The following is a 25334-nucleotide window of genomic DNA, read 5'->3' on the forward strand; positions in this document are numbered from 1 at the left end:
CGGCGCCGTCGTGGCGGCTCAGGTGCGGTCCAAAGGCTGGACCAGGGCGACCCGATAGGGACGCATGGGGCCGCCCGGCTCGGCCAGGGAGACGTATTCCCCCGGCACGAAGCGTTCGCTTTCGAGGCGGAAGCCGACGGCGTCGGCGTCCTCGCCGGGGAAGTCCAGCACCCAGCGGCCGTCCGCGCCCCGGGTCAGTTGGCCGACCGCCAGCGTCTCGCCGTCGCGGAAACGGCGGACGCGCGTGCGTTCGGGCGCGGCGAGCAGGGCCGGAGCGTCCAACCGGGAGTGTTCGTCCAGCGTCATGACCAGGTCATAGCCGTCGCCCGGATCGCCATGCGGCGCATCGACCTCGCGGGCCAGCTCCAGCCGGATGTGATGCAGCGTCATGGTCAGCGCGCCTTGCGGTCGGCCAGATTGCTGTTGATCACGCCGTAGGCCATAGCGGCCATAAAGGTGAGGAAGAAGGCGCCCATGGCGGCGACGGGAGCGATGATTTCTGAGGGCATGGCAGTTCTCCTATGCCGACAGCAGAGCTCACCGTCCGTGGCCGCGCCTTGATGGAGATCAAAGGTCGGCCGGTTCAGGCGACGGCGCGAAGAGGACCGACGTGTGCCTGAACATGACCATCCGGGGCGATGCCGCTGACGGTCAGGGTCTGGTCGCACAGGGCCAACGGGGCCGGGCGGTGGCTGACCAGGATCAGGCCCTGACCGGTGCGCTGCAGGCGTTGGGCCAGCCGGTCCAGAACCTTGGCCTCTGTCGCGGCGTCGAGCCCTTCGGTCGGTTCGTCCAGCACCAGCCAGGGCGCGGGGCGCAGATAGGCGCGGGCCAGGCCCAGCCGCCGCCGCTCGCCGCCTGACAGCCGCGCGCCGTTCTCGCCCAGAGGCTCGTCCAGCCCGCCGGGCGCGGCGCGGATGCGGTCGGTCAGGCCGGCGTCCTCGAGCACTGCCCAGAGCTGATCGTCATCGGCCGAAGGGGCGGCCAGGCGAAGATTCTCGCGCACCGTTCCGGCCATCAGAACCGCCTGTTGCGGCGCATAGGCGAACAGCGAGCGCACGGTGTCGGGCGATAGACCGGCGCTGTCGACATCGGCGAAGGCGACCTCGCCCGGAACAGGCGCGCGCAGATGCATCATCCGCTCGATCAGGGTGGTCTTGCCTGCGCCGGAGCGACCCACGACGGCCAGGCGCTGAGGCGGGGCGAGACGCAGATCGGCCGACGACAGGCGAAGGGCAGGCTCGGCGGCGGACGTCGCGATGGGAGCCTCTCCATCCAGCAACTCGCCCAGACGCTGAACGGCGACGGCGACGGCGCCGTTCTGGCGCAGGGCGTTCAGCAGATTGCCCGCGCTCTCGACCGTGGCGACGGCGGCCAGCATGGCCAGGGCGGTTAAAGCGGGGGAGGCGGAACCGGCGGCCAGCGCCGCGCCCATGACGCCCAGCGCCATGGACAGGGTCTGCCCCGCCATCAGCCAGCCTCCGGCGCGGGCCAGGGCCTCGGCGGCGGCTTCGACGGCGCCGCCCTGACGGGCCAGACGCTCCACCGCCCAGTCCTTCATGCCGTAGGCCTGAAGCTCGGGCGCGGCGGCGGACATGGCGGCGAAGTCGGTCTTGAAGTCGCCCATCGCCTCCTGCAGGCGGCGGCCCGCAGGTTCGGCCAGGCGACTGCCCAGCACGACGCCCAGCGCCACGCTGACCACGGTGGCCAGGGCGACCGCGACGGCGGCGCGCCATCCGGCCAGCGAGGCCATCACCATGCCGGTCAGCAGGCCGGCGCCCGCGCTCCACGGCGCGGACAGACGCACGAAACGATCCTGAACGGCGTCGACATCCTGCACCAGTCGGGCCGAGGCCTCGCCGCCCGCCAGCGACAGGGCGCGCGTCGTGGGGCCGCGCGCCAGACCGTCGAACAGTTGAGGACGCAGGGCGGCGAGGGCCTTCAGCGCCGCCTCGTGCCCGGTGACGCGCTCGCCATAGCGGGAGGCGGTGCGGACGATGGCCAGGAAGCGGATGACCGCGCTGGGTACCAGATAGTTGAACACATGGGCTGCGGCCGGTCCGGCCGCGCCGGCCAGTGCGGCGGCGGTGATGAACCAGCCTGAGACGCCCAGCAGGGCCACGGCCCCGGCCGAGACCAGAGCGCCTGTGACCGAGGCGGCCAGCAGGCGCGGGAACTGGGCGCTCTCCTGGGCGCGGATCATGGCCTTGAGGCGGACGACGCCGGGAGAGGACTGAGGCTTCACAGGCGCACCACCACATCGGCCAGTTCGGCCACGGCGTCGGAATGGGTCGCGATGAGGGTCGTGCGTCCGCGCGCCGCCTCGCGGATGAGCGGCAGCAGGGCGGCCTCGGCCTCGGCGTCCAGATTGGCGGTCGGTTCGTCCAGCAGCAGCAGGGGGGCGGGCTTGAGGAAGGCGCGGGCCAGACCCAGACGGCGACGCTCGCCCCCCGACAGACCGCCGCCGCGCTCGTCGATCCGGCGATCCAGCGCGCCGTCGAGGCCCGCCTTGCGCGCGGCCTGTTCGATCTGTTCGGATGTGGCGCTGCGATGGGCCAATGCGATGTTTTCGGCCAGGGTTCCGCGGATCACGACCGGCGCCTGACCGGCCCAGGCGATCCAGGCGGTCAGGTCGGGGGCGTCCGACAGGCGCGCGTCGCCGACCTCGACCTCGCCGCCTGACAGGGGCGACAGGTCGAGGACGAGGTTGAGCAGGCTGGTCTTGCCCGCCCCGCTGAGGCCGGTCAGGGCGACGATCGAGCCAGGCGCGACGGTCAGGTTGAAGCCGCTGAGCACGGGCGTGTCGTCATAGGAGATGGTCACGTCGCGGAAGCGCATCGCGGGCGCGGACGAAGGAAGAGGCGCACGAGGTCGCGGCGTCTCATCGATCTGTTCCAGGCGGCTGAGGCTGGGCGCGGCGGACTCGGCGGCCTGGCGGTCGTGATAGGCGGCGGCGAGGCGGCGCATCGGCTGATAGACCTCGGGCGCCAGGGCCAGGACGAAGAAGGCCTGCGCCAGACTCAGTTCGTCCGGCGCCGGAAACGGCAGCAGCTTCAGCAGGTTGAAGCCGCAGTAGACGGCGACCAGCGCGACGGCCAGGGCCGAGAAGAACTCCAGCACCGCCGAGGACAGGAAGGCGACCTTCAGCACCTTGCCGGTGCGGCGGGCCAGGTCGTCCGAGGCGCGGGCGATGACGCGCGTCTGCTGCGCCTCGGCCTGGAAGGACAGGATGGCGGGCAGGGCGCGCACCCGGTCCAGGAACAGCCCCGAGAGACGCTCCAGCGCCAGGAACTGACGGCGGCTCTCGGCGCCCGCCGCCATGCCGGTCAGGGCCATGCCCAGCACGAAGGGTAAAAGGGTGAAGATCAGGATGCCGGCGGTGAAGGGGCTGACCACGCCCGCCGCCAGGATCAGGATCAGGGGCGAGACGGCCGCCGCCGTGCGGGCGGGGGTGAAGCGGGCGACATGGCCGTCCAGGGCCTCGACGCCCTCGGCGGCGGCGGTCATGGCGGTGGCGTCCGACAGACGGCCGGCGAGGGCGCCCTTCAGGGCGCGGCGACGCAGACCGTTCTTGGCGGCGCGGGCGGCGCGGGTGTTGACGAAGACCGCGCCCTGACTGAGCGCGGCGCGTACGATCAGGGCGACGACCGCCAGCACCAGGCCGGGGAAGGCCTCGTCCAGGCCGCGCGGCAAGGCGCCGACGGCCAGGGCCAATCCAGCGGCGAAGCCGACGGCCGGGACCGTATCCGCGATCACCAGGGCTCCGCCCAGGCTCATCAGGCGACGCCAGGGGGACAGGGCGGCCTTCAGCCAGGCCGCAGGCGCAGCCGTCTCTGCGATTCTCGGGGAACTCGCCTGCTGAGGGTCGACCGGCTGGGCCGTCATCATGTCTCCAGGTGCGCCATTTTGGGAATGAGGGTCAGATCCGCCCTCATCCAGCGTGATCGACGACAATAGAGGATGGGGCAAAAAGCCTATGTGGCGAAAGGTCTTTGGGCGAAACGTCCTCTAGTTCAAGTCGCTGCCTCTGGCTTTGATCAGGATCAAGGCGCGCCAATACGCGCTGACTTAGGTTAGAGTAGAACGCCGGTCGATGGGGGCTGGCGGTCAGGAGCCTGGAACGATGATCGACCTGGCGGTCGTAGACCTTTCACGCCTTCAGTTCGCACTGACGGCGCTATACCACTTTCTGTTCGTGCCCCTCACATTGGGCCTCTCCTTCATGCTGGTCATCATGGAGAGCATCTATGTGATGACCCGTCGGCCGATCTGGCGGACGATCACCCGTTTCTGGGGCGTGATCTTCGGCATCAACTTCGTGCTGGGCGTCGCCACCGGCCTGACGATGGAATTCCAGTTCGGCATGAACTGGAGCTACTACTCCCACTATGTCGGCGACATCTTCGGGGCGCCGCTGGCGATCGAGGGCCTGATGGCCTTCTTCCTGGAGGCGACCTTTGTCGGCCTGATGTTCTTCGGCTGGGACAAGCTGAAGCCGCACGCCCACCTGTTCGTCACCTTCATGGTGGCCCTGGGCACTAATCTGTCGGCCCTGTGGATACTGATCGCCAACGGCTGGATGCAGAATCCGGTCGGCGCCGCCTTCAACCCCGACACCATGCGTATGGAAATCACCGACTTCATGGCGGTGATCTTCAACCCGGTGGCCCAGGCCAAGTTCGTCCACACCGTGTCGGCTGGCTACGTCTGCGCCGCCGTGGTCGTGCTGGGCATTTCGGCCTTCTATCTGTTGAAGGGCAAGCACAAGGGCTTCGCCAAGCGGTCGATGACGGTCGCCGCCGCCTTCGGCCTGCTGTCGTCGCTGTCGGTGGTCGTTCTGGGCGATGAGTCGGGCTACGCTCTGACCGACAACCAGAAGATGAAGCTGGCCGCTCTGGAAGCCATGTGGCGCACCGAAGAGGCGCCGGCCGGTCTGACCCTGTTCGGCCTGCCGAACCTTGAGGACCGTCACACTCACTTCGAGGTCAAGGTGCCCTATGTCCTGGGCCTGATCTCGACGCGCAGCATCGACAAGCCGGTCGAGGGCATCCTTGAACTGGTCGCCGTCGCCGAGGACCGCATCGAACGCGGCGTCGTCGCCTATGACGCGCTGGAAAAGGTCAAGGCCGATCCGACCGACATGGCCGCCCGCGGTCAGTTCGAGACGGTCCGCAACGACCTGGGCTACGGCCTGCTTTTGAAGCGTTACGTCGAGGACCCGCGCGCCGCGACGCCGGATCAGATCAAGCAGGCCGCATGGTCGACGGTTCCGAACGTGCCGCTGATGTTCTGGGTGTTCCGTTTCATGGCCGGCATCGGCTTCCTGATGATCGGCCTGTTCGGCACGGCCTTCATCCTGTGCACCCTGCGCAAGCATGAGACGAAGTGGTTCCTGCGCCTGGCCGTCCTGGCCATCCCGCTGCCGTGGATCGCCATCGAGGCCGGCTGGCTGCTGGCCGAGGTGGGACGTCAGCCCTGGGCCGTGGAAGGCGTGCTGCCGACCTTCCTGGGCGCGTCCAGCCTGACGGTGGCCCACCTGTGGACCACGATCATCTGCTTCACCCTGCTGTACGGCGCCCTTGCCGTCGTCGAGGTCGGCCTGATCCTGCGCGCGGTCAAGAAGGGGCCGTTCGCCGAACAGGAAGCCCGCGAAGAAGACGCCGCTGCTGAAGGCGAGCCCGCGGTCGCCTGACCCGGTCGTTGAAGGAAAAAGAGAGATGGAACTTCCCCTCGACTACACCACCCTCCGCCTGATCTGGTGGGGACTGCTGGGCGTGCTGCTGATCGGCTTCGCCCTGACCGACGGGTTCGACATGGGCGTCGGCGCCCTGCTGCCCTTCGTCGCCAAGAAGGACGAAGAGCGCCGCATGGTGATCAACACCATCGGCGCGACCTGGGAAGGCAACCAGGTCTGGTTCATCGTCGGCGGAGCGGCGATCTTCGCCGCCTGGCCGCAGGTCTACGCCGTCAGCTTCTCGGGCTTCTACCTGGCCATGTTCGTGGTTTTGTCCGCGCTGATCCTTCGGCCGGTGTCGTTCAAGTATCGCTCGAAGCGGCCCGAGGCGCGCTGGCGCTCCATGTGGGACTGGGGTCTGTTCATCGGCAGCTTCGTCCCGGCCCTGGTGTTCGGCGTGGCCGTCGGCAACGTCCTGCTGGGCGCGCCCTTCCGCCTGACCAGCGACCTGCGCAGCTTCTATGAAGGCGGCCTGCTGGGTCTGTTCACCCCCTTCACCCTGCTGTGCGGCCTGCTGTCCGTGTCCATGCTGGTGCTGCACGGCGCGGCCTGGCTGGCGATCAAGGGCGAAGAAGGTCCGGTGCTGAAGCGCGCCCGCGCCATCGGCACCGTCGCCGGCGTGGCCAGCCTGGTGCTGTTCGCGATCGGCGGCGCCATGGCGGCCTTCGGCGACATGGGCTTCCGTATCACCGGCGTGGTGGACACGGCGGGCGCCTCCAACCCGCTGCGCACGGCGGTCGAGGCTGCGCCCGGCGCCTGGATGGACAACTACGGCCGCTATCCGTGGATGATCATCGCTCCGGTGCTGGGTTTTGCCGGCGCTGCGGTCGGTCTGCTGGGGATGTGGCGCAAGTCGGCGGTGATGGCCTTCGGCGGCTCGTCGGCCTCAGCCGTCGGGATCATCTCGACGGTCGGTCTGTCGATGTTCCCCTTCATCCTGCCCAGCTCGATCGACGCCCAGTCCAGCCTGACGGTGTGGAACGCCTCGTCCAGCCATACGACCCTGTTCATCATGCTGATCGTGGTGGCGGTCTTCCTGCCCTTCGTCCTGCTCTACACCGCCTGGGTCTACAAGGTGCTGTGGGGCCGCTCGACGAGCGAGGCGCTGAAGACCAACCCCGACCTCTACTGATCCCGCGAAAGGAGATCATCCCATGTGGTATTTCGCCTGGATCCTGGGCCTCGGCCTGGCGGTGGCCTTTGGCGTCCTGAACGGCCTGTGGCACGAGTTCCGCCTGTTCGATGAAGGCGACGAGGGTCACTCGGAACCCTGACCCCCGTCATCTGACGGACAGACGAAAGATCCCCTTCGGCGCTGGCCGGAGGGGATTTTTCTTGGATGAAATCGACGAAGTTTCCGTAGCTTGCGCTAGATCAAGGCGGAGTGAGGCGAGCAGGCGCAAGGTCATGATGACATCGAAGCCGGGCCCTCTCCCGACCCGGCGAATGTCGGGGATTGCACCGATGAAAACCACAGCCGCATTGATCGCTTCCGTCAGCCTGCTGGCCGTCGCGGGCGCCGCCTCGGCCCAGAACGCCGCGCCTGAGCCGGTGGGCAAGGGCTCGCTGATCGTCACCGCCCGCATGACCGGCGTCCTGCCTCAGGCCGATGACGCCATCGTCACCGCCGCCGGGGCCGACAGCGGTCTGAAGGTCGATGTGGGCGACGACTGGATGCCGACGCTGGGCTTCACCTATTTCGTCGCCGACCACTGGGCCGTCGAGGCCATCCTGGGCGCCACCCAGCACGAGGTCCGCGCCAAGGGCGGCGCGACCGATGTGGCCGTGCATGAGACATGGGTTCTGCCCCCGGTGGTGACGCTGCAATACCGGCCGACGCCGAACGCGACGGTCAGCCCCTATGTCGGGGCGGGCGTCAGCTACATGGCCTTCTTCAGCGGCAAGGATAAGAACGGCTTCGAGGTCGATCTGGACAACGGCTTCGGCGTCGCGCTGCAGGCCGGCGCCGACTGGAACATTTCCGGCCCGTGGACGCTGAATGTGGACGCCAAGAAGGTGTGGTTCGACACGGACGCCAGGATCAATGGCGGCGCGCTGAAGAGCAGCGTCAGCCTGGACCCCTGGGTCGTGTCGGTCGGCGTCGGCCGCAAGTTCTAGAGCCGATGCGGGGAGGGGCGCGGAACGTCAGGCCGCGTCCCCTTATCCCTTCAACGAGAATAGGTCAGGCGGCGCCTTCGCCCAGGGCCTTCAGCGCGGCCGGGTCGGGCAGGGCGACGTCATTGCCCGGCAGCAGCCGGATCAGGCCCGAGGTTTTGAACTGGGTGAAGACCCGGCTGACCGTCTCGATCGTCAGGCCCAGGTAGTCGGCGATGTCCAGCCGCGTCATCGGCAGATGGACCTGCCCCTCCGGGCCGCCCAACTGCACCTGGCGCTCCGACAGGCGGGTCAGGAAGCTGGCCAGCCGCTCGCGCGCCGTCTTACGGCCCAGAAGGACGATCTGCTCCTGCGCCGCCATCAGCTCATCCCCGGCCAGGGCCACCAGTCGATGCTCCAGCGCGGGCAGGGCGTTCAGCAGTTGATCGAAGTCGCCGCGCCGGAAGCGGCAGGCGTTCAGCGGCGTCAGCGCCTCGGCCGTGAAGCTGGAGGCTCCGCGCCCGCCCAGACCCAGAAAGTCGCCCTGGAACAGGAAGCCGGTGATCTGGCGCCGTCCGTCGGGCAGCAGGCGGTACAGCTTCACCGCCCCGTCCACCACGTTGAAGACGTAAGGGTTCGGATCGCCTTCATGGAACAGGGTCTGTCCCGGCTGGGCCGAGACGCTCTCGCTGGCGCAGGCCATGCTCTGAAGCTCGTGCCCCTTGAGGTCCGCGCAGACGCCCAACGGACGGGCGCCGCAGCTGGCGCAAGGATGGACGTCTTCCAGACGCACCTTTTCGAGTTCGGCCTGAGCCGCAGCGGTGTTCACGAACGTCGTCTCCCGGATGACGCGGCAGTCTAGGCGATAAGAGGCTGAATCCGAATAGGTCAGCCTGTCCTAGCCGCCAGTTCCGCGGCGCAGTCCGGCGTAGCGGCTTCCTCGGCATAGCGCAGCCGCGCGCCCAGCTGGCGGGCGAGGGCGGTCAGCTCGACCGCCAAGCTCTGACGCACCAGGGGGCGCACACCCATTTCGCGCACCACGAAGGGACCGGCCCACAGGGTTTCGCCGTACTCCAGGTCAGGCTGGCGCCACCAACTGACGAAGCCCAGCACCCCGCCGCGCCGATTGCGCGCGCTGAGGATGCCCCGGCTTTCCGGGGCGGCGCGCCAGGCCGACAGGAAGGCGTCCCACTGGGCCGGCTCCAGATTGGGCCGCCACAGACGCGCCAGGGCGAAGGCGGCCGGCGCCTCCGCTTCGCTGAGGGGGGCCACCTCCAGACGAGGCGTATCGGACGCGAAGCGGGACTCTGTCATGAGAGTATTGGAACCGAAGCGGCGTCCAGTCGCCTTGATCTGCGTCAAGGCTGCGTCGAAGTTGCCAAGCCAGTCTGTCGGACCCGTCCGCTCTCGTATCCTCTGGAGAAACGCCATGAGCTCGACCTCGCGCATCACCCCGATCCATGGCGGCGCGGTGGCCGCCATTCTCAAGCTGCTGGACAGCCAGAAGCTGATGACCCTGGCGGTCAACCGGGCCGACGGGCGGCCGCAGGCGGCGACTCTGGGCTATCTGAACGACGGGCTGAACCTCTACTTCGTCACCGCCCGCGACAGTGAGAAACTGAAGAACCTGACCGCCGACCCGCGTGTCGGCGTCGCCGTGCGCGGCGTGGGCCAGGAGGGTGAGGCGGTCGGCGTCTCCATCGACGGCCGCGCCGAGGAGGTGACGGACGGCGACGAGGTGAAGCGGCTGAACGACCTGATCATCGCCCGCTCGCCGGACATCAGCCCCTGGGCGCCGGCCGGCGACGCCGTCGCGGTGGTCAAGGTGATTCCCGAGGAGATCGAGGCGGTGGCCGTGATCGACGGCCGCAGTCGGGCTCAGACCTTCTCGGTCGGCGATTCCGACGCCCTGGTGAAAGGGCTGAGCTATGAGCCCAGCGCCGTGGCCCGTCTGTTCTGAGGAAAATCCGCGACTTCGCGCGCCTGCGGCGCAGATGGCCCTTGAAATGACCGTGGCCCTCGGGCATACGCCCCCCTCTGGCGAGGGTCGCGCCGCTGGGTGAATATCCACGGCGCGCTGATCTTTGTCCGGGACACTAGGAGTGTAGCTCAGCTGGTAGAGCATCGGTCTCCAAAACCGAGGGCCGGGGGTTCGAGTCCCTCCACTCCTGCCATTCCCCCTGTTGCGATCGCCTGGGACTTCCCATGTGGGGCAGCAGGATCCAGAGGTTGAAGAGACGTCAAATGGCCAAGGCGAAGACCCCGGGCGGCCGCCGCTCCACGGGGACCAAGACCGCAGCAGCCGCGCAAGGCGCAGCGACCGTGGCCGTCGACGCGCCCGCGCCGAAGAAGAAGACGTCCATCCCGCAGTTCATCAACGAGGTTCGCGCCGAGGCGCGGAAGATCGTGTGGCCCAGCCGCAAGGAGACCTGGATCACTTCGGTGATGGTCTTCATCATGGTGCTGATCGCGGCCGCCTTCTTCTGGATCGTCGACACGGGTCTCGGCTTCGCGTCCCGCATCATCCTCAGCCTTGGCCAATAAAGGAGACGCGCACATGACCGATGCAGCGCCCAAGCCGGCGGCCAACCCCCGCCACAAGTGGTACATCGTCCACGCCTATTCGAACTTCGAGAAGAAGGTCGCCGAACAACTGCGCGACCAGGCCAAGCAACAGGGTCTGGAAGACGCCTTCTCCGAAATCCTGGTTCCGACCGAGGACGTCGTCGAGATCCGCCGCGGCAAGAAGGTCAACGCCGAGCGCAAATTCTTCCCCGGCTATGTGCTGGTGAAGATGGAGATGACCGACGAGGCCTATCACCTAGTCAAGAACACGCCGAAGGTCACGGGCTTCCTGGGCGCCGCGGGCGGCACCAAGCCGCTGCCGGTCTCGGAGCGTGAAGTCCAGAACATCATCGGCCAGGTGGAAGAGGGCGTCGAGCGTCCGAAGCCCACCATCCGCTTCGACATCGGCGAGAACGTCAAGGTCACCGACGGCCCGTTCGCCAGCTTCGACGGTCAGGTCGAGAGCGTCGACGAAGAGAACGCCCGCCTGCGCGTGGCCGTCTCCATTTTCGGCCGCCCGACCCCGGTCGACCTGGAATACAATCAGGTGGAGAAGGTCAGCGCCTGATCGGCCGCTGACGCCACGCAGAGATCGGGACCGTCTCCGGGCGGTCCCGTTTGCGTTTTCAGGGCCTGCCTGCTAAACGCGCGCCTTCGCTGGACGGCCTTGGAGTCGCCCGGCGGCAAATCCGTGGAAGGCAGCCATGCCGGACCACGGCTCACCGGCCCGACGCATCGTCATCGGGTCATTCATAGGAGAGACCAATGGCCAAGAAGATTCTCGGCTATATCAAGCTGCAAGTGCCGGCCGGTTCGGCCACGCCTTCGCCCCCGATCGGCCCGGCTCTGGGTCAGCGCGGCGTGAACATCATGGGCTTCTGCAAGGAGTTCAACGCGCGGACCGAGAAGGAAGCCAAGGGCACCCCGCTTCCGACCGTCATCACCGTCTATCAGGACAAGTCGTTCACCTTCATCACCAAGACGCCGCCGGCGACCTGGTATCTGAAGCAGGCCGCTGGCATCAAGTCGGGCTCCAAGCTCGTCGGCCGCGAGTTCGCCGGCAAGGTCACGCAGACGCAACTGCGCGAAATCGCCGAGAAGAAGATGAAGGACCTGAACGCGAACGACCTGGACGCCGCGTCGCGCATCATCGAGGGCTCGGCCCGCGCCATCGGCATTCAAGTGGTGGAGGGCTAAGACATGGCTAAGCTGACCAAAGCCCACAAGGCCCGCACGGGCGTCACCGAAGACCTGCTGGCCTTCAACGAAGCCATCAAGCTGGTGAAGGACAACGCCAAGGCCAAGTTCGACGAGTCGATCGAAATCGCCGTCAACCTGGGCGTCGACCCGCGTCACGCCGACCAACAGGTCCGCGGCGTGGTGAACCTGCCCTCGGGCACCGGCCGTGACGTCCGCGTCGCCGTCTTCGCCAAGGACGCCAAGGCTGATGAAGCCAAGGCGGCCGGCGCCGAGCACGTCGGCGCTGAAGACCTGTACGAGAAGATCGCCGGCGGCTTCATGGACTTCGATCGCGTGATCGCGTCGCCGGACATGATGGCCCTGGTCGGTCGACTGGGTAAGGTGCTGGGCCCGCGCGGCCTGATGCCGAACCCGAAGGTCGGCACCGTGACCCCGAACGTCGCCCAGGCCGTCAAGGACGCCAAGGGCGGCGCCGTCGAGTTCCGCGTCGAGAAGGCGGGCATCGTCCACGCCGGCATCGGCAAGGCCTCCTTCACGCAGGACGCCCTGGAAGCCAACGTCAAGGCCATCGTGGACGCCCTCGTCCGCGCCAAGCCGTCGGGCGCCAAGGGCACCTATGTGAAGCGCATCGCCCTGTCTTCGACGATGGGCCCGGGCTTCAAGATCGACCCGGCTTCGCTGGGCGCCTGATCCGGCTTCACGGCTAAGAACGACGACGGCCCCGGAGAGACATCTCCGGGGCCGTTTTCTTTGGTCGCGGCCTGTCGTGCTTCGAGGCCTGACTGTTCAGTAGCCGACGGTGAAGCGGGCGCGCGGATGACGGGGCGTCTCGATCTCGTCGGCCATGGCGATGGCGTAGTCGGGGAAGGAGATGCGGCTGTTGCCCTGAGCGTCCGTCAGCAGGGCGTCGCCGCCCAGCCGGAAGACGCCGGTGCGCTCCGACCCGTCGAACAGGGCCGAAGGGGACAGGAAGGTCCAGTTCAACTCGGGCTCCGCGCGCAAGGCGTTCAGGAAGCGGCCGCCCGCCAGGGCTTCGGCCTTGTAGGCTTCGGGGAAGTCCGGCGTGTCGACCAGGCGCTGGCCCGGCGCGATCTCCAGACTGCCGGCGCCGCCGACCACTAGGTAGCGCGGAACGCCCGCATCCTTGATCGCCTGGATCAGCAGGGCCGGATCGCTGTCCACGAACATGACGGCGCTGACCACGGCGTCGGCGCCGACCAAGGTCGGGGCGAGGGTTGCGGGCTGGTTCACATTCCCGGCTACCGCCGTCACGCCAGCCCCCGCAGGGACCCGGTCAGGCCGACGGGCCACGCCCGTCACCTGATGCCCGCGTCGGGCCAGTTCCTTGACGATTTCCGATCCGACACGGCCGCTGGCGCCCAGGACAGTCACTTTCATGGGTATGCTCCTTGTGGTTACCAATGGGAACCAGGTGTGTTAAAGGAAGCGATCATGCAAGAAGGCACTTTTCTCTCACCAGGTTCCCCGATGGTGACCGCCTCCAGCGGGGGCGAGCGCGGAAACGTCTACGCCGCCGACTGCCCGACCCGCCTGTTGCTGGACCGGATCGCCGACAAGTGGACGGTGCTGCTGCTGACGACCCTGTCGGACGGCCCGATGCGCTTCAACGCGCTGAAGCGTCGAATAGAGGGCGTGTCGCAGAAGATGCTGAGCCAGACCCTGCGCCAGATCGAACGCGACGGCCTGGTCACGCGCCGGGTCGAGCCGAGCGTGCCGGTATCGGTGACCTATACGATCACGCCCTTGGGCCAGGGACTGGTTCAGGCCCTGAGGCCGATGATCGACTGGGCCGAGACCCGGATGAGCGAGGTGGCGGTCGCGCAATCAGCCTATGATGCGCGGTCGGGAGGGGGCTAATCCACTAAATCCGTGTGCGGATGACTTGACGAGCCGGGGCGGAATCCGGTCTTGGAGCGGCAGGCGCCGGAGGGCGGCCTTGCGGGAGATGCTCATGCTCAGCTGGTTTCAGGCGCTGCTGCCTAAGGAAGACAACTTCTTCCGCCTGTTCGACGCCCATGCCCAATCTCTGGTTCATGGCGCGAGCGCGCTGCGTCAGATGATGAACGGGGGGCCGGCGACGGGCGAATGGTGCGCCAAGGTGGTCGCCCATGAAGAAGAGGCCGATGAGATCGCGCGCGAGGTGCTGTTCGCCGTGCGCCGCAGCTTCATCACTCCGTTCGACCGCGCGGATATTCGGGGTCTGACGAACTCGCTGGATGACACCATCGATCAGATGCAGAAGGCCGCCAAGGTGGTCACCCTGTACGAGATGCGCGACTTCTCGCCCAAGATGCAGGAACTGGCGGACATCGCCGTCGAATGCGGGGCGCTGACGCAGGAGGCCTTCACCCTGCTGCCGGCCATGCGCAAGAACCATGAGCGGCTGGCGATCCTGACGGAGCAGATCACCAATCTGGAAGCCCGCAGCGACGACCTCTATGACGCGGGCATGAAGGCCCTGTACGAGGCGCACCGTCACGACATGACGGGCGGCAACACCCTGGGCTTCATCATCGGCAGCCAGTTGCTGGACCACCTGGAGAAGGTGATCGACCGGTTCGAGGACGTCGCCAACCGTATCAACGGCGTTCTGGTCGAGCACCTGTAGGACGGTCATGGACCACGCCCTCCTGATCCTGGCCTTCCTGATCGGCGTCGCCCTGCTGTTCGACTTCCTGAACGGTCTGCACGACGCCGCCAACTCGATCGCCACCATCGTCGCCACGCGCGTCCTGCCGCCGATCTATGCGGTGGGCTGGGCGGCCTTCTTCAACTTTATCGCCTTCCTGTTCTTCGGCCTGCATGTCGCCGACACCATCGGTCGGGGCATCATCTCGCCGGACATCATTTCGGATCAGGTGATCTTCGGAGCGCTGATGGGCGCCATCAGTTGGAACGTCATCACCTGGATTGCGGGCATTCCCTCATCCAGTTCCCACGCCCTGGTCGGCGGCTTGCTGGGCGCGGGCGTGGCCAAGGCGGGCGGCGGGGCCATCGTGCTCAGCGGCGTGCTGAAGACGGTCGGCGCCATCTTCATGTCGCCCGCGATCGGCTTCCTGCTGGCCCTGTTGCTGGTGCTGATCGTGTCCTGGCTGTTCGCCAAGGCCAATCCCAACTTCGCCGACCGGGTCTTCCGCGGTTTGCAGTTCGTGTCGGCCTCGGCCTATTCCCTTGGGCATGGGGGCAACGACGCCCAGAAGACGATGGGGATCATCGCCATCCTGCTCTATTCGCGCGGCATGCTGGGCGGCGAGTTCCACGTGCCCTTCTGGGTGGTCATCACCTGTCAGGCGGCCATCGCCCTGGGCACGCTCTTCGGCGGCTGGAAGATCGTGCACACCATGGGGTCCCGGATTACGCGCCTTTCTCCCCAGCAGGGGTTCTGCGCTGAAACCGGCGGGGCCATCACCCTGTTCGCTGCGACCAGCCTGGGCATTCCGGTGTCGACTACCCACACCATCACCGGCGCCATCATCGGCGTCGGCGCGGCCAAGCGCGTCTCGGCCGTGCGCTGGAGCGTGGCGCGCAGCATCGTCACCGCCTGGTTCATCACCATGCCGGCCGCCGCCGCCATCGGCGCCCTGTTCTACGCCCTGGGCGGGCTGTTCCTGACCTGATGTCGAACAAGCCTCGCACCCTGTCATCGGAGACCCGCCAGGTCGCAGCCCTGCCCTGGCGGCACGGCGCCGACGGCGTGGAGATCATGATGATCACCTCGCGCGAGACGCGGCGCTGGGTCATCCCCAAGGGCAATCGCATGGCGGGCAAGACGGACGCCGAGGCCGCCGTGATCGAGGCCTACGAAGAGGCTGGGGTGCAAGGCGACGTCTTGGGCGCGCCGATCGGCTGGTTCCGATACGGCAAGCGGCTGAAGTCGGGGCGGGTTCAGGCCACCATCGCCAGCGTCTATCCGCTGGAGGTCTTCATCCAGCTGGGCGCCTGGCCCGAGGACGCCCAGCGCGAGCGCCGCTGGATGTCCACTGAAGACGCGGCCGTCGCCGTGGACGAGGTCGAGCTGGCCGAACTGATCCGTGACTTCAGGCCGAGCCGCGGGGCGGAGTAGGGCGTTTGCGCCGTCGCCCGAAGGCGCCGCACGGGCGTTGATTTTCCTGCGGGGCCGTGTATAGAGCCCGCATCTCGTCAGGGCCTTGGTTCTGACGATGCCTGTCCGAGAACTTCGGGATGCGGGGGGCGCCCGCGTCATAATCGTCAGAAGGCCTTCTGACGCCGTGGGGAGATGGGGATGCAAAGACCTTTTGCCTGCCGGAATCCGGCGGGCGGGCCACGCTTCCTTCGGACAATAAGACCGGCCTGAACGCTGTGCAGCGATGCATGGCGCTTAAGCCAAATCCGTCGTCGGGAATAAGCCCGGCGGCGAATACCAAAACTGGAGACCACAATGGACCGCGCACAAAAAGCCGAGTCGATCGAATCGCTGAAGAGCGTGTTCGCCGACGCGGGCGCCGTGGTCGTGACCCACAACCTGGGTCTGACCGTTGTGGAGATGGAAGACCTGCGTGGTCGTCTTCGTAAAGAAGGCGCCGCGTTCAAGGTGGTGAAGAATCGTCTGGCGCTCAAGGCGCTGGGCGTCGAGGAAGGCAGCGAGTACCACAGCCTGTTTAAGGGCCCCGTGGGCATCGCATACGCCGCCGATCCCGTCACCGCCGCCAAGGTCACGGCCGAATTCGCCAAGGGCAACGACAAGTTCGTCATCCAGGGCGGTTTCATGGGCGACAAGGTTCTGGACGCCAAGGGCGTCGAGGCCCTGTCCAAGCTGCCGTCGCTGGACCAACTGCGCGGCAAGCTCATCGGCCTGCTGCAAGCTCCGGCGACCAAGGTCGCCGGCGTTCTGCAAGCGCCGGCCGGCCAGCTGGCTCGCGTCTTCAACGCGTACGCGACCAAAGACGCCGCCTAAGCCCCGTCATCTCTGCATATCTCTCTGAACCTCATCCTACCGAAGGAAGACTAACATGGCTGATCTCGCCAAAATCGTTGAAGAACTGTCGGCTCTGACCGTCCTGGAAGCCGCTGAACTGTCGAAGCTGCTGGAAGAGAAGTGGGGCGTTTCGGCCGCCGCTCCGGTCGCCGTCGCCGCTGTCGCCGGTGCTGCTGAAGCCGCTCCGGCCGGCGAAGAGCAAACCGAGTTCACCGTTGTCCTGGTTGACGGCGGCGACAAGAAGATCAACGTCATCAAGGAAGTCCGCGGCGTCCGCACCGACCTGGGTCTGAAGGAAGCCAAGGACCTGGTCGAAGGCGCTCCGCAGCCGGTCGTCGAGAACGTCTCGAAGCAAGCCGCTGAAGAGCTGAAGAAGAAGCTGGAAGAAGCCGGCGCCAAGGTCGAAATCAAGTAAGATTTCGAAACTGGCCTCTGGATCTCCAGAGACAGCTTTCAAAGCGAAGCGGGTCGGAGGGAAACCTCCGGCCCGTTTTCTTTTGCGTTGAGCCGTGTCGCGCAAGCGCGGCAACAGGCGTGCGTGACGCGGGCGAGTTGGCGCGCTAATCTGCCCCGAAAGGCCATCAGAGCCGTGAGGAGCGTTCCCATGTCCGACTTCGAGCACGTTTTCGAGCAGCCGCCGGAAGGCGCCGCCGCCGACTGGACCATCCCGCAGAACTGGTCCGGCTATACCGAGGTCGAACACCAGACCTGGAACACCCTGTACGAGCGGCAGATGAAGATCCTGCCGGGCCGCGCCTGCGAGGCCTTCATGCGCGGCCTGGACGCTCTGGACCTGAACGCGGGCGGCATTCCCGATTTCGAGATCATCAACCCCAAGCTTCAGGCCCTGACCGGCTGGACCGTGGTCTGCGTGCCGGGGCTGGTGCCGGACGAGGTCTTCTTCGACCACCTGGCCAACCGCCGCTTCGTCTCGGGCCAGTTCATCCGCAAGCCGGATCAGTTGGACTATCTGCAGGAGCCGGACATCTTCCACGACGTGTTCGGCCACGTGCCGATGCTGACCGATCCCGCCTTCGCCGCCTATATGGAGGCCTACGGCAAGGGCGGGCAGCGGGCGGCGTCGCTGGGAATGCTGCCGAATCTGGCGCGGCTTTACTGGTACACGGTCGAGTTCGGCCTGATGCAGGAAGCGGGCGGCGTTCGCATCTATGGCGCGGGCATCGTGTCGTCGGCGACCGAGAGCGTCTTCAGCCTGGAAGATCCCTCGCCGAACCGCCTGGGCTTCGACCTGGAGCGGGTGATGAAGACGCTGTACCGCATCGACGACTTCCAGCAGGTCTATTTCGTCATCGACAGCATCGAGGCGCTGAAGACGGTGACGTTGCAGGACTTCGGCCCCGTCTATGAGCGGCTGAAGGGGGCCGAGGCCTTGCCGATCGAAGTCGTCCTGCCGACGGACAAGGTGTTCACGCACGGCACCCAGGCCTACGCCGCCAAGGGCGGGCGCTTCGCGGCATAGACGGCGCATCTTCTCTCTCCCCATGAAGGGGGAGGGAGAAAAACAGAGTCCAATTCGTCTGAATCGTCTGAATCTCTCCCCTGCGTTCTCGCGGGGGAGGGATGATGACATGAGTGCAGGCGGCGGTAGGAAAGCGAAGGTCTGCGAGCGCCGACGCCGGGAATTTCCTGCGTTTGAACGGTGAGGATGCGCTGACGCTCCCTTCTTTCCGTCACCCTCGGGCTTGTCTCGAGGGCCCAGGTTCAGCTCACGCGCCCGAGCACGGAGTCTAATCGCCGCGCCTAACCGCTAACCGTAGCGGGTGAGGCCCCGATGGGCCCTCGGGACAAGCCCGAGGGTGACGGTGTGCTCAGGCCCTGAACCGCTCCCACGGGCCGGTGACGGCCAGGGTCATGCCGGGCGAGTACAGGTTCACGAACATGGTCCGGCCGTCCGGCGCCCAGCAGACGCCGGCGAACTCGGTGTTCGACTCGTCGGCGTCGTGGCGCATGGCGTTGCGGGCGATGGCGTAGACGCGGCCGTCGGGGGTGACGCCCTTCACGTGTTGAGTTCCGACCTGCTTGTCCTCGCAGCCGATGACGTGGCCGTTCGGGGCGATGGCGATGTTGTCGACATAGTCCAGCACGGCGCGGTCGCCCGCCTCGACGAACAGCTCCAGCATGCCGGGCTGGCCGGCCTCGTCCGACTGGCCCTCGCGTGGACTGGGGACGTAGCGCATGATCTGACCGTGGCGGCCGACGCCGCCCGAGGTGCAGGTGAAATAGAGGTGGTCGCCAGCCCAGTGGACGCCTTCGCCGCGCGCGAACAGGGCCGCGCCCGAGGCGTGGCCGCGCAGGGACAGGTCGCCGTCGGGGCTTTCGACGTGATCCAGATCGACCCAGCGCACGGCCAGGCGCTGGCCCTGACGCCACAGGACATCGTTCCAGTTGCGGGTGTCGCCGCGCGCCTGATCGACCAGGGCCAGGGCCTGAAGGCGGCCGCCGGCGTGCAGACGGCGCGGGTCGGTCGGCAGGTAGCGGTAGAAGAGGCTCTCGGCCGTGTCCTCGGTCATGTAGACGACGCCGGTGCGCGGATCGATGCAGGCGGCCTCGTGCTTGAACCGGCCCATGGCGCGGATCGGGGTCGGATCGACCAGGCCGGTGGCGCGCGACGGCACCTCGAACACCCAACCGTGGTCTTGGGGCAGGCCGTCCTTCGTCCCGGCGACGATCTCCTCGCAGCTCAGCCACGAGCCCCAGGGGGTGACGCCCCCGGCGCAGTTGACCGCCGTGCCGCCCAGGCTGAGGTGCTGGCGCTCGGTGTGGCCGGTTTTGAGGTTGTAGACGACGGTGGTCGTGCCGCCGCCTAGCGGGGCCACGGCGCCGTCCTTGTCAGGATAGACGCCGTAGACTTGGGCGCGGTCCAGATCGCCGACCAGACGGTGGTTGGCGCCCCAGGCGCTGGCGTTGAACTCTAGCGGATTGACTTCGTGGTTGCGGACCAGGATCACCCGGTCCTCGTCCAGTCCGAAACAGCCCATGCCGTCGAACTTGTCGGGGGTCAGCAGGCCGTCGGCCATGGTCTCGCCCGCCTGGGACACCACGCGGTAGGAGAAGCCGTCGGGCAGGTCCAGCAGGCCGTAGGGATCGGCCTTCATCGGGCCGTAGCCGAACACCTCGTTGCGCGAAGGGCCGTCGACGAAGCCGCCCGGTTCGGCGGCCATGGCTTGGGCGCGTTTGGCGTAGCCCGACAGGGCGAGGGCGGCGGCGGAGGCCATGAAGGCGCGGCGTGAAGCGATCATGCCCCGTGCTTACGAGCGGCGCATTACGGTCCGATGACGACGGCTTGATCGCAGCGTGACGCGGGCTGCGGCCGATGGTCCTGCCTGGGGATCAGACCCGCTGGAACGGATAAAAGCCGCCGCCGAGGTTCAGGATCTGCGTCAGCTCGTCAAGCGCGCCGCGCGTCTCGTCCAGCAGGGCGGGATCGGCCAGATCGCGCGCCGTCAGGCTGTCGCGATACCAGCGGCGGCCCCAGTCCGACAGACGGGCGTGCAGGGCGTCGGTCAGGCGCATGGCCGGGTTGGTCGCCGCCAGTTCGGCCTCGGTCAGGACGACCCTGAGACGGAGACAGGCGGGGCCGCCGCCGTTGCGCATCGACTGACGAACGTCGACGTATTCGACATGGCCGATCGGGCCGTTGGAGGCGGCGAGCCCTTGCGCGACCGCATGGCTGCGCGGGTTGTCGCGCGTTTCGGTCGGGCAGATCAGGGTCAGGCGGTCCTGCCCCGGAACCCGGATCAGCATGGAGTTGAACAGATAGGAGCTGATGGCGTCGGCCAGCGGCAGGTCGGCGGCCGAGACCTCGACGAACTGCGGCTCGAAGCCGTCGGCGGCGGCGCGGATGGCGGCCTTGGTCGCTTCCGTGCCCTCGAACGCCAGCTCATGGAAGAAGAGGGTGTCCAGGGCGCCGACGCAGACCACGTCGTTGTGGAAGGTGCCGCCCGCGATGGCGGCCTTGCCTTGACGCGCCAGAACGGCGCCGGACGCAGCGTGGCGGCGCATGATCGCCTCGGACGCCTCGCGCGTCTGGCGGGCGGGGTAGGGGCCGTCCCAAGGCTCGAAGGCCTCGCGGCCCCAGACCATCAGATTGACGCCCGTCTCACCGTGATCGCGGCACAGGCGGACGTGGTTGGCCGCCCCTTCGTCCGCCAGGTGGGCGACCGGGGGCAGGGCGTCGTGGACGGCGAAGCGGCTGGCGTCGGGGAAGAGGGCGTCCAGCGCGCGCCGGGTCTGATCGTGCTCCAGGCTGCGGTGCAGGTTGGTGATCAGATTGGCGGGGGTGAAGTGGACGCGGCCGTCACGTGCGTCGGCGCTGGGCGTCACCGTGGCGGCGTTGGCGGCCCACATGGGCGAGGCCGAACAGGCGGCGGCGGCGAAGGAGGGCGCGTCCTTCCATGCGCGTTCCAGCACCTGGGCGTCGGAGCCCGAGAAGCCGAGGTCGCGCAGGAAGGGGGTGTTCGGCCGCTCATGCGGGGGCAGGACGAACTGGGGCAGGCCCAGGTCGGCCAGGGTCTTCATCTTGTCGAGGCCCTGCAGCACGGCCGCGCGCGGGTTCGACGCCTCGCCCTTGTTCAGGCTGGACGCGAGATTGCCCGGCGACAGGCCGGCGTAGGAGTGCGTCGGCCCGATCAGGCCGTCGGCGTTGGCCTCGACAGCAGAGGTCATGTGCGCAAGCCCTTGATCTCGCTCTCGATGTTCTTGACCGAACCGGCCTCGAAGCTGGCGACCGGATAGGCGCAGTAGTCGGCGGCGTAGTAGGCGCTGGGGCGGTGGTTGCCGCTGGCGCCCAGGCCGCCGAAGGGCATGTCGCCCGCCGCGCCCGTGGTCGGGCGGTTGAAGTTCACCACGCCCGCGCGGATGCGGTTGATGAAGCGATCCCAGTTCTTCGCGTCGTCTGAAACCAGACCGGCGGACAGACCGTATCGGGTGGCGTTGGCGGCGGCGATGGCGGCGTCGAAGGTCGGGACGCGCAGCACCTGCAGGAAGGGGGCGAACATCTCTTCGTCCTCGACCGCGACGCCGGTGACGTCGATGATGGCGGGCTTGACGAAGGCGCCGGGCAGGTTGTCGACCGGACCAGAGGCGCGGATCACGCGCGCGCCTGCGTCGATGCGCTGTTGCAGGGCGGCGAGAGCGGCGCTGGCGGCCTTCTCCGAGATCAACGGCCCGGCGTAGGGCTCGGGGTCGCTGTCCCACGGGGCGAAGTTCAGGCGGTCGGACAGGGCGGCCACGGCCTCGACGATGGCGTCGCCTTGGGCGCCTTCCGGCACGATCAGGCGGCGGGCGCAGGAGCAACGCTGGCCGGTGGTGACGAAGGCGGACTGGACCACGATGCCCGCGACAGCCTCGGCGTCGGCGGCGTCCCAGACGACCAGCGGGTTGTTGCCGCCCAGCTCCAGCGCCAGGACGACGTGGGGATCGTCGGCGAACTTGCGACGGAAGTGCGCGCCGGCCGCGCCCGAGCCGGTGAACATCAGGGCGTCGATCGGCTGGTCCAGCAGGGCCGCGCCCGTCTCGCGCCCGCCCTGCACGAGGTTGAACACGCCCTGGGGCAGGTCGGCGGCTTCGAGGCATTCGGCCATCAACTGGCCGGTCAGGGGCGTCTCCTCGGACGGCTTGAACACCACGGTGTCGCCCGCCAGCAGGGCCGGGACGATGTGGCCGTTGGGCAGGTGGCCGGGGAAGTTGAACGGGCCGAGCACCGCCGAGACGCCGTGCGGGCGATGACGCAGGACGGCGCGGCCGAAGGCGGTGTCGTTCGACCGTTCGCCGGTGCGCTCGTCATAGGCGCGGATGGAGATGTCGACCTTGCCCGCCATCGAGGCGAGTTCGGTCTTGGTCTCCCACAGGGCCTTGCCGGTCTCGCGGCTGATGGCCTCGGCCATTTCGGGGGCGCGCTCTTTCAGCACGGCCTGATAGCGTTTGACCGCGTCGATGCGGTCCTGACGCGGACGATCGGCCCAGTCGGGGAAGGCGGCGCGGGCGGCCTCGACGGCGGCACCGACCTGTTCGACGGAGGCGGCTTCGCCTTCCCAGACGGTTTCGCCGGTGGCGGGGTTGGTGGAGACGAAGTGGGTCATGCGTTTTCTCCCCTTCTCCCCTTGTGGGAGAAGGTGGTCGCGGCAGCGACCGGATGAGGGGTTGCGGCGACGTCTGACAGGGCGGCGCTGGGGTGAAGATAAGAGGCGGACGTCGCGGCGACACCCCTCATCCGACCTGCTTCGCAGGCCACCTTCTCCCACAAGGGGAGAAGGGTGTTGTTGAGCGCGGGCGTCACGACTTCACCCGGACGGTCGCCCCGTCCTTGATCTTCAGGGCGGCGGCGACGTCGGGGGTCATGCGGGCCAGGTCGCCGTCGATCAGGACGCGGGCGCGGACGGCGCGGAAGGCGGCGACGCTGTCGGTCGAGACGAGGGAGGGCAGGTCGACCTCGACCTCCTTCTCGATGCGGGCGGTCAGGACGCGGGCGTCGCGCACGGTGCGGATGTTGTCGCGGCCGCAGGCCACGGTCGGCCCGGCGTCGAAGATGTCGACCAGGCCGTTGGGACGGAAGCCTTCGCTCTCCAGCAGGGCCATGGCGGGCACGCCCTGCGGGTGGACCTTGCCGATCACGGCGCGGGCCGGTTCGGGCAGCAGGTCGATGTAGATGGGATGGCGCGGCGCCAGGTCGAGAATGAACTGCTTGTCGGTCGAGCCGGTCATGCGGTCGGCGTCGTCGAAGTCCATCGGGAAGAATTTGTGCGCCACATGGTCCCAGAAGGGGCAGTAGCCGTCGGGCGTGAAGACGCCGCGCAGTTCGGCCAGCACATTGTCGGCGAACAGGTCCGGCTGGGCGCCGATCAGCATGTAACGCGACTGGCTGAGCAAGCGCCCGGCGCCGCCCTTGCGCCGGTCGGCCTTGAGGAACAGGGAGCCGACCTCGGTCCAGCCGGTGCATTCGTTGACCAGCACCAGGGTCTGATGGTTCAGCTTCACGCTCAACGACGGCGACTGGACGGTGTTGTTGACCACGCGGAAGCTGAAGAAGGGCCGCTTCAGCCCCACCGTCGCCTTGACCGAGCCGATGCCGTCGATGTCGCCCGTGTCGCCGTCTTCCAGCATCAGGGTGTACCAGGCCTCTTCGGGCGCGATCCTGCCTTCAAAGCTGGCCTTGCTGAGCTCCAGCCGCTCGCTCAGGACATCGGCGTCCTCGGGCAGGCTGGTGAAGCCCGGGCCGGACAGGATGGCCAGTTCGAGCAGGTGATGAAGGTCGGCGGGACCGGCGGGGCGAACAACGAGCACTAAATTCCTCCGTCACTCTCGGGCTTGTCCCGAGAGCCTATCGTTGGGCCGGACGCGAGGGTCGGCTTGGTGTTTGGCGACCGGAACAGCCGCGAACGGCTCGCCCGTTGAACCATGGGCCCTCGGGACAGGCCCGAGGGTGACGATGAGGGCGTTACGCTCACATGGTCTCCAGTCGGAGCTGTTTCAGTTTGAGGGCGTCGATCTCGCCCGAGGCGATCTTGCACAGGATCAGGGCGGACAGTTGGGCGCGCTCGACGAAGCTGGCGGGCCAGGCGAATTCCTGATCCGAGTGGATCTCGCCGCCGACCACGCCCAGGGTGTCGACGTTGGGCAGGCCCGCGGCGTGCAGGTTGTTGCCCTCGCAGACGCCGCCCGAGGGCTTCCAGGCGATGGTCTGGCCGAGCAGGTCGCCTGCGTCGCGCACGGCGTGGAACAGGGCCGTCTGGCTGGCGTCCATCGGCTTGGGCGCGCGGGTCATGCCGCCGTGCAGGTCCAGCGTCAGGCCGGGGAAGGGCGGCTCGGCGGCGAGGGCGCGCACCGTTTCGTCGATCCACGTCGCGCTCTGGGCGTCCGGCACGCGGACGTTGAAGCGGACCACGGCGTTGTCGGCCACGACGTTCAGGGGGCCGCCGCCTGCGATCTTGGCGACATTGACGGTGACGCCCTCGCGCTGGCCGTTCAGACCATGCAGGCGGGCGGCGATGATGGCGGCGCCCGCGACGGCGTTGGCGCCCTCGTGGAAGGCGCGGCCTGCGTGGGCGGCCTTGCCGGTGACGATCAGGTGGAAGTTGCCGCTGCCCTTGCGCTCGCCCGCCAGCGTGCCGTCGGACAGGGCGGGTTCATAGGTCAGGCCGACATGGCCGCGCCCGCCCAGTTCCGCCAGCAGGGGCGCCGAGGCGGGAGAGCCGATCTCTTCGTCGGGAGACAGCAGCACGGTCCAGCCGACGCGGGCCTTGTCAGGATGGGTCTCGAAGGCTTCCAGCGCGGCCAGCATGACGCTGATCCCGCCCTTCATGTCGGCGATGCCGGGGCCGTTCAGGGCGCCGTCGTCGCGCGTGACGACGCTCTGGAAGGCGCTGTCGACGGGGAAGACGGTGTCGTAGTGGCCGGTCAGCACGACCTGAAGCGGCGCCTCGGGCCGGGCCGTGATCTTCAGGCAGTCGGCGTAGGATTCGGCGATCACCGCGCCGCTGTCGGCGACGGTGGTGGAGCCTTGCGTCGGTACGCGCTCGACCGTCGCTGCCGCGCCGAAAGCGGCGCGCGCCGTGGCGTCCAGAACGTCGAGAACCTGCGCCAGCCCTTCGGCGTGGCGGCTGCCTGAGTTGATGTCGGACCAGTCGATGGCGCGTTGAACAATAGCGTCGCCACGGGCCGCGACGTGGTCCAGCACGGCCTGATCCTGAGGTTCGATCCGCATGGCCGCGACCCTAGACGGGGCGAGGAAAAAGGTGAAGGCGGGGCGGTTTCTCTCTCACGCCC

The 25334-nt window shown here is 67.8% G+C and carries 27 protein-coding genes and 1 tRNA gene; 17 read left to right on the forward strand and 11 right to left on the reverse strand.

Annotation, left to right across the window (positions count from 1 at the left end; translation table 11 throughout):
- Positions 1 to 18: 18 nt before the first annotated feature.
- The 3 genes from V8J38_RS06750 to cydD form a co-directional block, all read right to left on the reverse strand.
- Entirely contained in the window at positions 19 to 390 is a 372-nt protein-coding gene (locus V8J38_RS06750; RefSeq protein ID WP_338578419.1) for a hypothetical protein, read from the reverse strand.
- A gap of 193 nt (positions 391 to 583) precedes the next feature.
- On the reverse strand, positions 584 to 2245 hold the full coding sequence (locus V8J38_RS06755; RefSeq protein ID WP_338578420.1) for an amino acid ABC transporter ATP-binding/permease protein: 1662 nt from the start codon (positions 2243 to 2245) through the stop codon (positions 584 to 586).
- The gene (gene cydD, locus V8J38_RS06760; RefSeq protein ID WP_338578421.1) at positions 2242 to 3888 is read right to left on the reverse strand and encodes a thiol reductant ABC exporter subunit CydD; all 1647 of its coding nucleotides are present in this window, start codon (positions 3886 to 3888) and stop codon (positions 2242 to 2244) included. The genes V8J38_RS06755 and cydD overlap by 4 nt, the downstream gene beginning before the upstream one ends.
- A gap of 238 nt (positions 3889 to 4126) precedes the next feature.
- On the opposite strand from cydD, the gene V8J38_RS06765 reads away from it, so the two are divergent.
- The 4 genes from V8J38_RS06765 to V8J38_RS06780 all read left to right on the forward strand — a co-directional run bounded on the left by V8J38_RS06765 (position 4127) and on the right by V8J38_RS06780 (position 7852).
- Positions 4127 to 5692, forward strand: coding sequence for a cytochrome ubiquinol oxidase subunit I (locus V8J38_RS06765; protein ID WP_338578600.1), 1566 nt, complete (start codon positions 4127 to 4129; stop codon positions 5690 to 5692).
- Between the two features lie 25 nt (positions 5693 to 5717).
- The gene (cydB, locus tag V8J38_RS06770) at positions 5718 to 6866 is read left to right on the forward strand and encodes a cytochrome d ubiquinol oxidase subunit II (RefSeq protein WP_338578422.1); all 1149 of its coding nucleotides are present in this window, start codon (positions 5718 to 5720) and stop codon (positions 6864 to 6866) included.
- 22 nt (positions 6867 to 6888) lie between these two features.
- Entirely contained in the window at positions 6889 to 7008 is a 120-nt protein-coding gene (gene cydX, locus V8J38_RS06775) for a cytochrome bd-I oxidase subunit CydX (RefSeq protein ID WP_024355286.1), read from the forward strand.
- A 190-nt stretch (positions 7009 to 7198) separates the two neighbouring features.
- On the forward strand, positions 7199 to 7852 hold the full coding sequence (locus V8J38_RS06780; RefSeq protein ID WP_338578423.1) for an OmpW/AlkL family protein: 654 nt from the start codon (positions 7199 to 7201) through the stop codon (positions 7850 to 7852).
- A gap of 64 nt (positions 7853 to 7916) precedes the next feature.
- Here V8J38_RS06780 and V8J38_RS06785 read toward each other — a convergent pair whose 3' ends face one another.
- Positions 7917 to 8657, reverse strand: a complete 741-nt coding sequence (locus V8J38_RS06785; protein ID WP_291774114.1) for a helix-turn-helix domain-containing protein — start codon at positions 8655 to 8657, stop codon at positions 7917 to 7919.
- Positions 8658 to 8716: 59 nt separating this feature from the next.
- Positions 8717 to 9142, reverse strand: coding sequence for a hypothetical protein (locus V8J38_RS06790; RefSeq protein WP_291774116.1), 426 nt, complete (start codon positions 9140 to 9142; stop codon positions 8717 to 8719).
- Between the two features lie 115 nt (positions 9143 to 9257).
- Here V8J38_RS06790 and V8J38_RS06795 point away from each other — a divergent pair, with 115 nt between their 5' ends.
- From V8J38_RS06795 to rplA, 6 genes are all read left to right on the forward strand, one after another.
- The gene (locus V8J38_RS06795; protein ID WP_338578424.1) at positions 9258 to 9788 is read left to right on the forward strand and encodes a pyridoxamine 5'-phosphate oxidase family protein; all 531 of its coding nucleotides are present in this window, start codon (positions 9258 to 9260) and stop codon (positions 9786 to 9788) included.
- 138 nt (positions 9789 to 9926) lie between these two features.
- A tRNA-Trp gene (locus V8J38_RS06800) sits at positions 9927 to 10002 on the forward strand.
- Positions 10003 to 10072: 70 nt separating this feature from the next.
- Positions 10073 to 10372, forward strand: a complete 300-nt coding sequence (gene secE, locus V8J38_RS06805; RefSeq protein ID WP_291774119.1) for a preprotein translocase subunit SecE — start codon at positions 10073 to 10075, stop codon at positions 10370 to 10372.
- A gap of 13 nt (positions 10373 to 10385) precedes the next feature.
- Positions 10386 to 10961 carry a transcription termination/antitermination protein NusG gene (gene nusG / locus V8J38_RS06810; RefSeq protein ID WP_003168512.1) on the forward strand — a complete coding sequence of 192 codons (576 nt, stop codon included), beginning with the start codon at positions 10386 to 10388 and terminating at the stop codon, positions 10959 to 10961.
- Between the two features lie 197 nt (positions 10962 to 11158).
- On the forward strand, positions 11159 to 11590 hold the full coding sequence (gene rplK / locus V8J38_RS06815) for a 50S ribosomal protein L11 (protein ID WP_312219155.1): 432 nt from the start codon (positions 11159 to 11161) through the stop codon (positions 11588 to 11590).
- A gap of 3 nt (positions 11591 to 11593) precedes the next feature.
- A complete protein-coding gene (gene rplA, locus V8J38_RS06820) occupies positions 11594 to 12283 on the forward strand; it encodes a 50S ribosomal protein L1 (protein WP_312219154.1) in 690 nt (229 codons plus the stop codon).
- Between the two features lie 96 nt (positions 12284 to 12379).
- Here rplA and V8J38_RS06825 read toward each other — a convergent pair whose 3' ends face one another.
- Positions 12380 to 12991 carry an NAD(P)-dependent oxidoreductase gene (locus V8J38_RS06825; protein ID WP_338578425.1) on the reverse strand — a complete coding sequence of 204 codons (612 nt, stop codon included), beginning with the start codon at positions 12989 to 12991 and terminating at the stop codon, positions 12380 to 12382.
- 90 nt (positions 12992 to 13081) lie between these two features.
- On the opposite strand from V8J38_RS06825, the gene V8J38_RS06830 reads away from it, so the two are divergent.
- The 7 genes from V8J38_RS06830 (at position 13082) to phhA (ending at position 18030) form a co-directional block, all read left to right on the forward strand.
- Positions 13082 to 13471 carry a helix-turn-helix domain-containing protein gene (locus V8J38_RS06830; RefSeq protein WP_338578426.1) on the forward strand — a complete coding sequence of 130 codons (390 nt, stop codon included), beginning with the start codon at positions 13082 to 13084 and terminating at the stop codon, positions 13469 to 13471.
- A gap of 94 nt (positions 13472 to 13565) precedes the next feature.
- A complete protein-coding gene (locus V8J38_RS06835; protein WP_312219151.1) occupies positions 13566 to 14222 on the forward strand; it encodes a DUF47 domain-containing protein in 657 nt (218 codons plus the stop codon).
- 7 nt (positions 14223 to 14229) lie between these two features.
- Complete coding sequence (locus V8J38_RS06840; RefSeq protein WP_291774143.1) at positions 14230 to 15231, forward strand: inorganic phosphate transporter; 1002 nt, start codon at positions 14230 to 14232, stop codon at positions 15229 to 15231.
- Positions 15231 to 15677, forward strand: coding sequence for an NUDIX hydrolase (locus V8J38_RS06845; protein WP_291774146.1), 447 nt, complete (start codon positions 15231 to 15233; stop codon positions 15675 to 15677). Before V8J38_RS06840 ends, V8J38_RS06845 begins: the two co-directional genes overlap by 1 nt.
- Positions 15678 to 16013: 336 nt before the next feature.
- Entirely contained in the window at positions 16014 to 16529 is a 516-nt protein-coding gene (gene rplJ / locus V8J38_RS06850) for a 50S ribosomal protein L10 (protein WP_003168522.1), read from the forward strand.
- Positions 16530 to 16584: 55 nt separating this feature from the next.
- Positions 16585 to 16965 carry a 50S ribosomal protein L7/L12 gene (rplL, locus tag V8J38_RS06855; protein ID WP_046654319.1) on the forward strand — a complete coding sequence of 127 codons (381 nt, stop codon included), beginning with the start codon at positions 16585 to 16587 and terminating at the stop codon, positions 16963 to 16965.
- Positions 16966 to 17154: 189 nt separating this feature from the next.
- Positions 17155 to 18030, forward strand: coding sequence for a phenylalanine 4-monooxygenase (gene phhA, locus V8J38_RS06860; protein ID WP_291774153.1), 876 nt, complete (start codon positions 17155 to 17157; stop codon positions 18028 to 18030).
- Between the two features lie 349 nt (positions 18031 to 18379).
- Here phhA and V8J38_RS06865 read toward each other — a convergent pair whose 3' ends face one another.
- From V8J38_RS06865 to V8J38_RS06885, 5 genes are all read right to left on the reverse strand, one after another.
- Complete coding sequence (locus V8J38_RS06865; protein ID WP_338578428.1) at positions 18380 to 19810, reverse strand: alkaline phosphatase PhoX; 1431 nt, start codon at positions 19808 to 19810, stop codon at positions 18380 to 18382.
- A gap of 91 nt (positions 19811 to 19901) precedes the next feature.
- On the reverse strand, positions 19902 to 21236 hold the full coding sequence (astB, locus tag V8J38_RS06870) for an N-succinylarginine dihydrolase (protein ID WP_338578430.1): 1335 nt from the start codon (positions 21234 to 21236) through the stop codon (positions 19902 to 19904).
- Positions 21233 to 22651 (reverse strand): succinylglutamate-semialdehyde dehydrogenase, encoded by a 1419-nt coding sequence (gene astD / locus V8J38_RS06875; RefSeq protein ID WP_338578431.1) that lies wholly within the window; start codon positions 22649 to 22651, stop codon positions 21233 to 21235. Before astD ends, astB begins: the two co-directional genes overlap by 4 nt.
- A gap of 193 nt (positions 22652 to 22844) precedes the next feature.
- The gene (locus V8J38_RS06880) at positions 22845 to 23852 is read right to left on the reverse strand and encodes an arginine N-succinyltransferase (protein WP_338578432.1); all 1008 of its coding nucleotides are present in this window, start codon (positions 23850 to 23852) and stop codon (positions 22845 to 22847) included.
- A gap of 160 nt (positions 23853 to 24012) precedes the next feature.
- Positions 24013 to 25272, reverse strand: coding sequence for a hydrolase (locus V8J38_RS06885; RefSeq protein ID WP_338578433.1), 1260 nt, complete (start codon positions 25270 to 25272; stop codon positions 24013 to 24015).
- Positions 25273 to 25334 lie beyond the last annotated feature (62 nt).

Origin of the sequence: Brevundimonas olei (assembly GCF_037055245.1) — a bacterium.
GTDB lineage: Bacteria > Pseudomonadota > Alphaproteobacteria > Caulobacterales > Caulobacteraceae > Brevundimonas > Brevundimonas olei.

Coding starts and splice junctions, on each gene's coding strand:
- V8J38_RS06750 (WP_338578419.1), bottom strand. CDS start 390: ATGACGCTGCATCACATCCGGCTGGAGCTGGCCCGCGAGGTCGATGCG.
- cydD (WP_338578421.1), bottom strand. CDS start 3,888: ATGATGACGGCCCAGCCGGTCGACCCTCAGCAGGCGAGTTCCCCGAGA.
- cydB (WP_338578422.1), top strand. CDS start 5,718: ATGGAACTTCCCCTCGACTACACCACCCTCCGCCTGATCTGGTGGGGA.
- cydX (WP_024355286.1), top strand. CDS start 6,889: ATGTGGTATTTCGCCTGGATCCTGGGCCTCGGCCTGGCGGTGGCCTTT.
- V8J38_RS06780 (WP_338578423.1), top strand. CDS start 7,199: ATGAAAACCACAGCCGCATTGATCGCTTCCGTCAGCCTGCTGGCCGTC.
- V8J38_RS06790 (WP_291774116.1), bottom strand. CDS start 9,142: ATGACAGAGTCCCGCTTCGCGTCCGATACGCCTCGTCTGGAGGTGGCC.
- V8J38_RS06795 (WP_338578424.1), top strand. CDS start 9,258: ATGAGCTCGACCTCGCGCATCACCCCGATCCATGGCGGCGCGGTGGCC.
- secE (WP_291774119.1), top strand. CDS start 10,073: ATGGCCAAGGCGAAGACCCCGGGCGGCCGCCGCTCCACGGGGACCAAG.
- nusG (WP_003168512.1), top strand. CDS start 10,386: ATGACCGATGCAGCGCCCAAGCCGGCGGCCAACCCCCGCCACAAGTGG.
- rplK (WP_312219155.1), top strand. CDS start 11,159: ATGGCCAAGAAGATTCTCGGCTATATCAAGCTGCAAGTGCCGGCCGGT.
- rplA (WP_312219154.1), top strand. CDS start 11,594: ATGGCTAAGCTGACCAAAGCCCACAAGGCCCGCACGGGCGTCACCGAA.
- V8J38_RS06825 (WP_338578425.1), bottom strand. CDS start 12,991: ATGAAAGTGACTGTCCTGGGCGCCAGCGGCCGTGTCGGATCGGAAATC.
- V8J38_RS06830 (WP_338578426.1), top strand. CDS start 13,082: ATGGTGACCGCCTCCAGCGGGGGCGAGCGCGGAAACGTCTACGCCGCC.
- V8J38_RS06835 (WP_312219151.1), top strand. CDS start 13,566: ATGCTCAGCTGGTTTCAGGCGCTGCTGCCTAAGGAAGACAACTTCTTC.
- V8J38_RS06840 (WP_291774143.1), top strand. CDS start 14,230: ATGGACCACGCCCTCCTGATCCTGGCCTTCCTGATCGGCGTCGCCCTG.
- V8J38_RS06845 (WP_291774146.1), top strand. CDS start 15,231: ATGTCGAACAAGCCTCGCACCCTGTCATCGGAGACCCGCCAGGTCGCA.
- rplJ (WP_003168522.1), top strand. CDS start 16,014: ATGGACCGCGCACAAAAAGCCGAGTCGATCGAATCGCTGAAGAGCGTG.
- rplL (WP_046654319.1), top strand. CDS start 16,585: ATGGCTGATCTCGCCAAAATCGTTGAAGAACTGTCGGCTCTGACCGTC.
- phhA (WP_291774153.1), top strand. CDS start 17,155: ATGTCCGACTTCGAGCACGTTTTCGAGCAGCCGCCGGAAGGCGCCGCC.
- V8J38_RS06865 (WP_338578428.1), bottom strand. CDS start 19,810: ATGATCGCTTCACGCCGCGCCTTCATGGCCTCCGCCGCCGCCCTCGCC.
- astB (WP_338578430.1), bottom strand. CDS start 21,236: ATGACCTCTGCTGTCGAGGCCAACGCCGACGGCCTGATCGGGCCGACG.
- astD (WP_338578431.1), bottom strand. CDS start 22,651: ATGACCCACTTCGTCTCCACCAACCCCGCCACCGGCGAAACCGTCTGG.
- V8J38_RS06885 (WP_338578433.1), bottom strand. CDS start 25,272: ATGCGGATCGAACCTCAGGATCAGGCCGTGCTGGACCACGTCGCGGCC.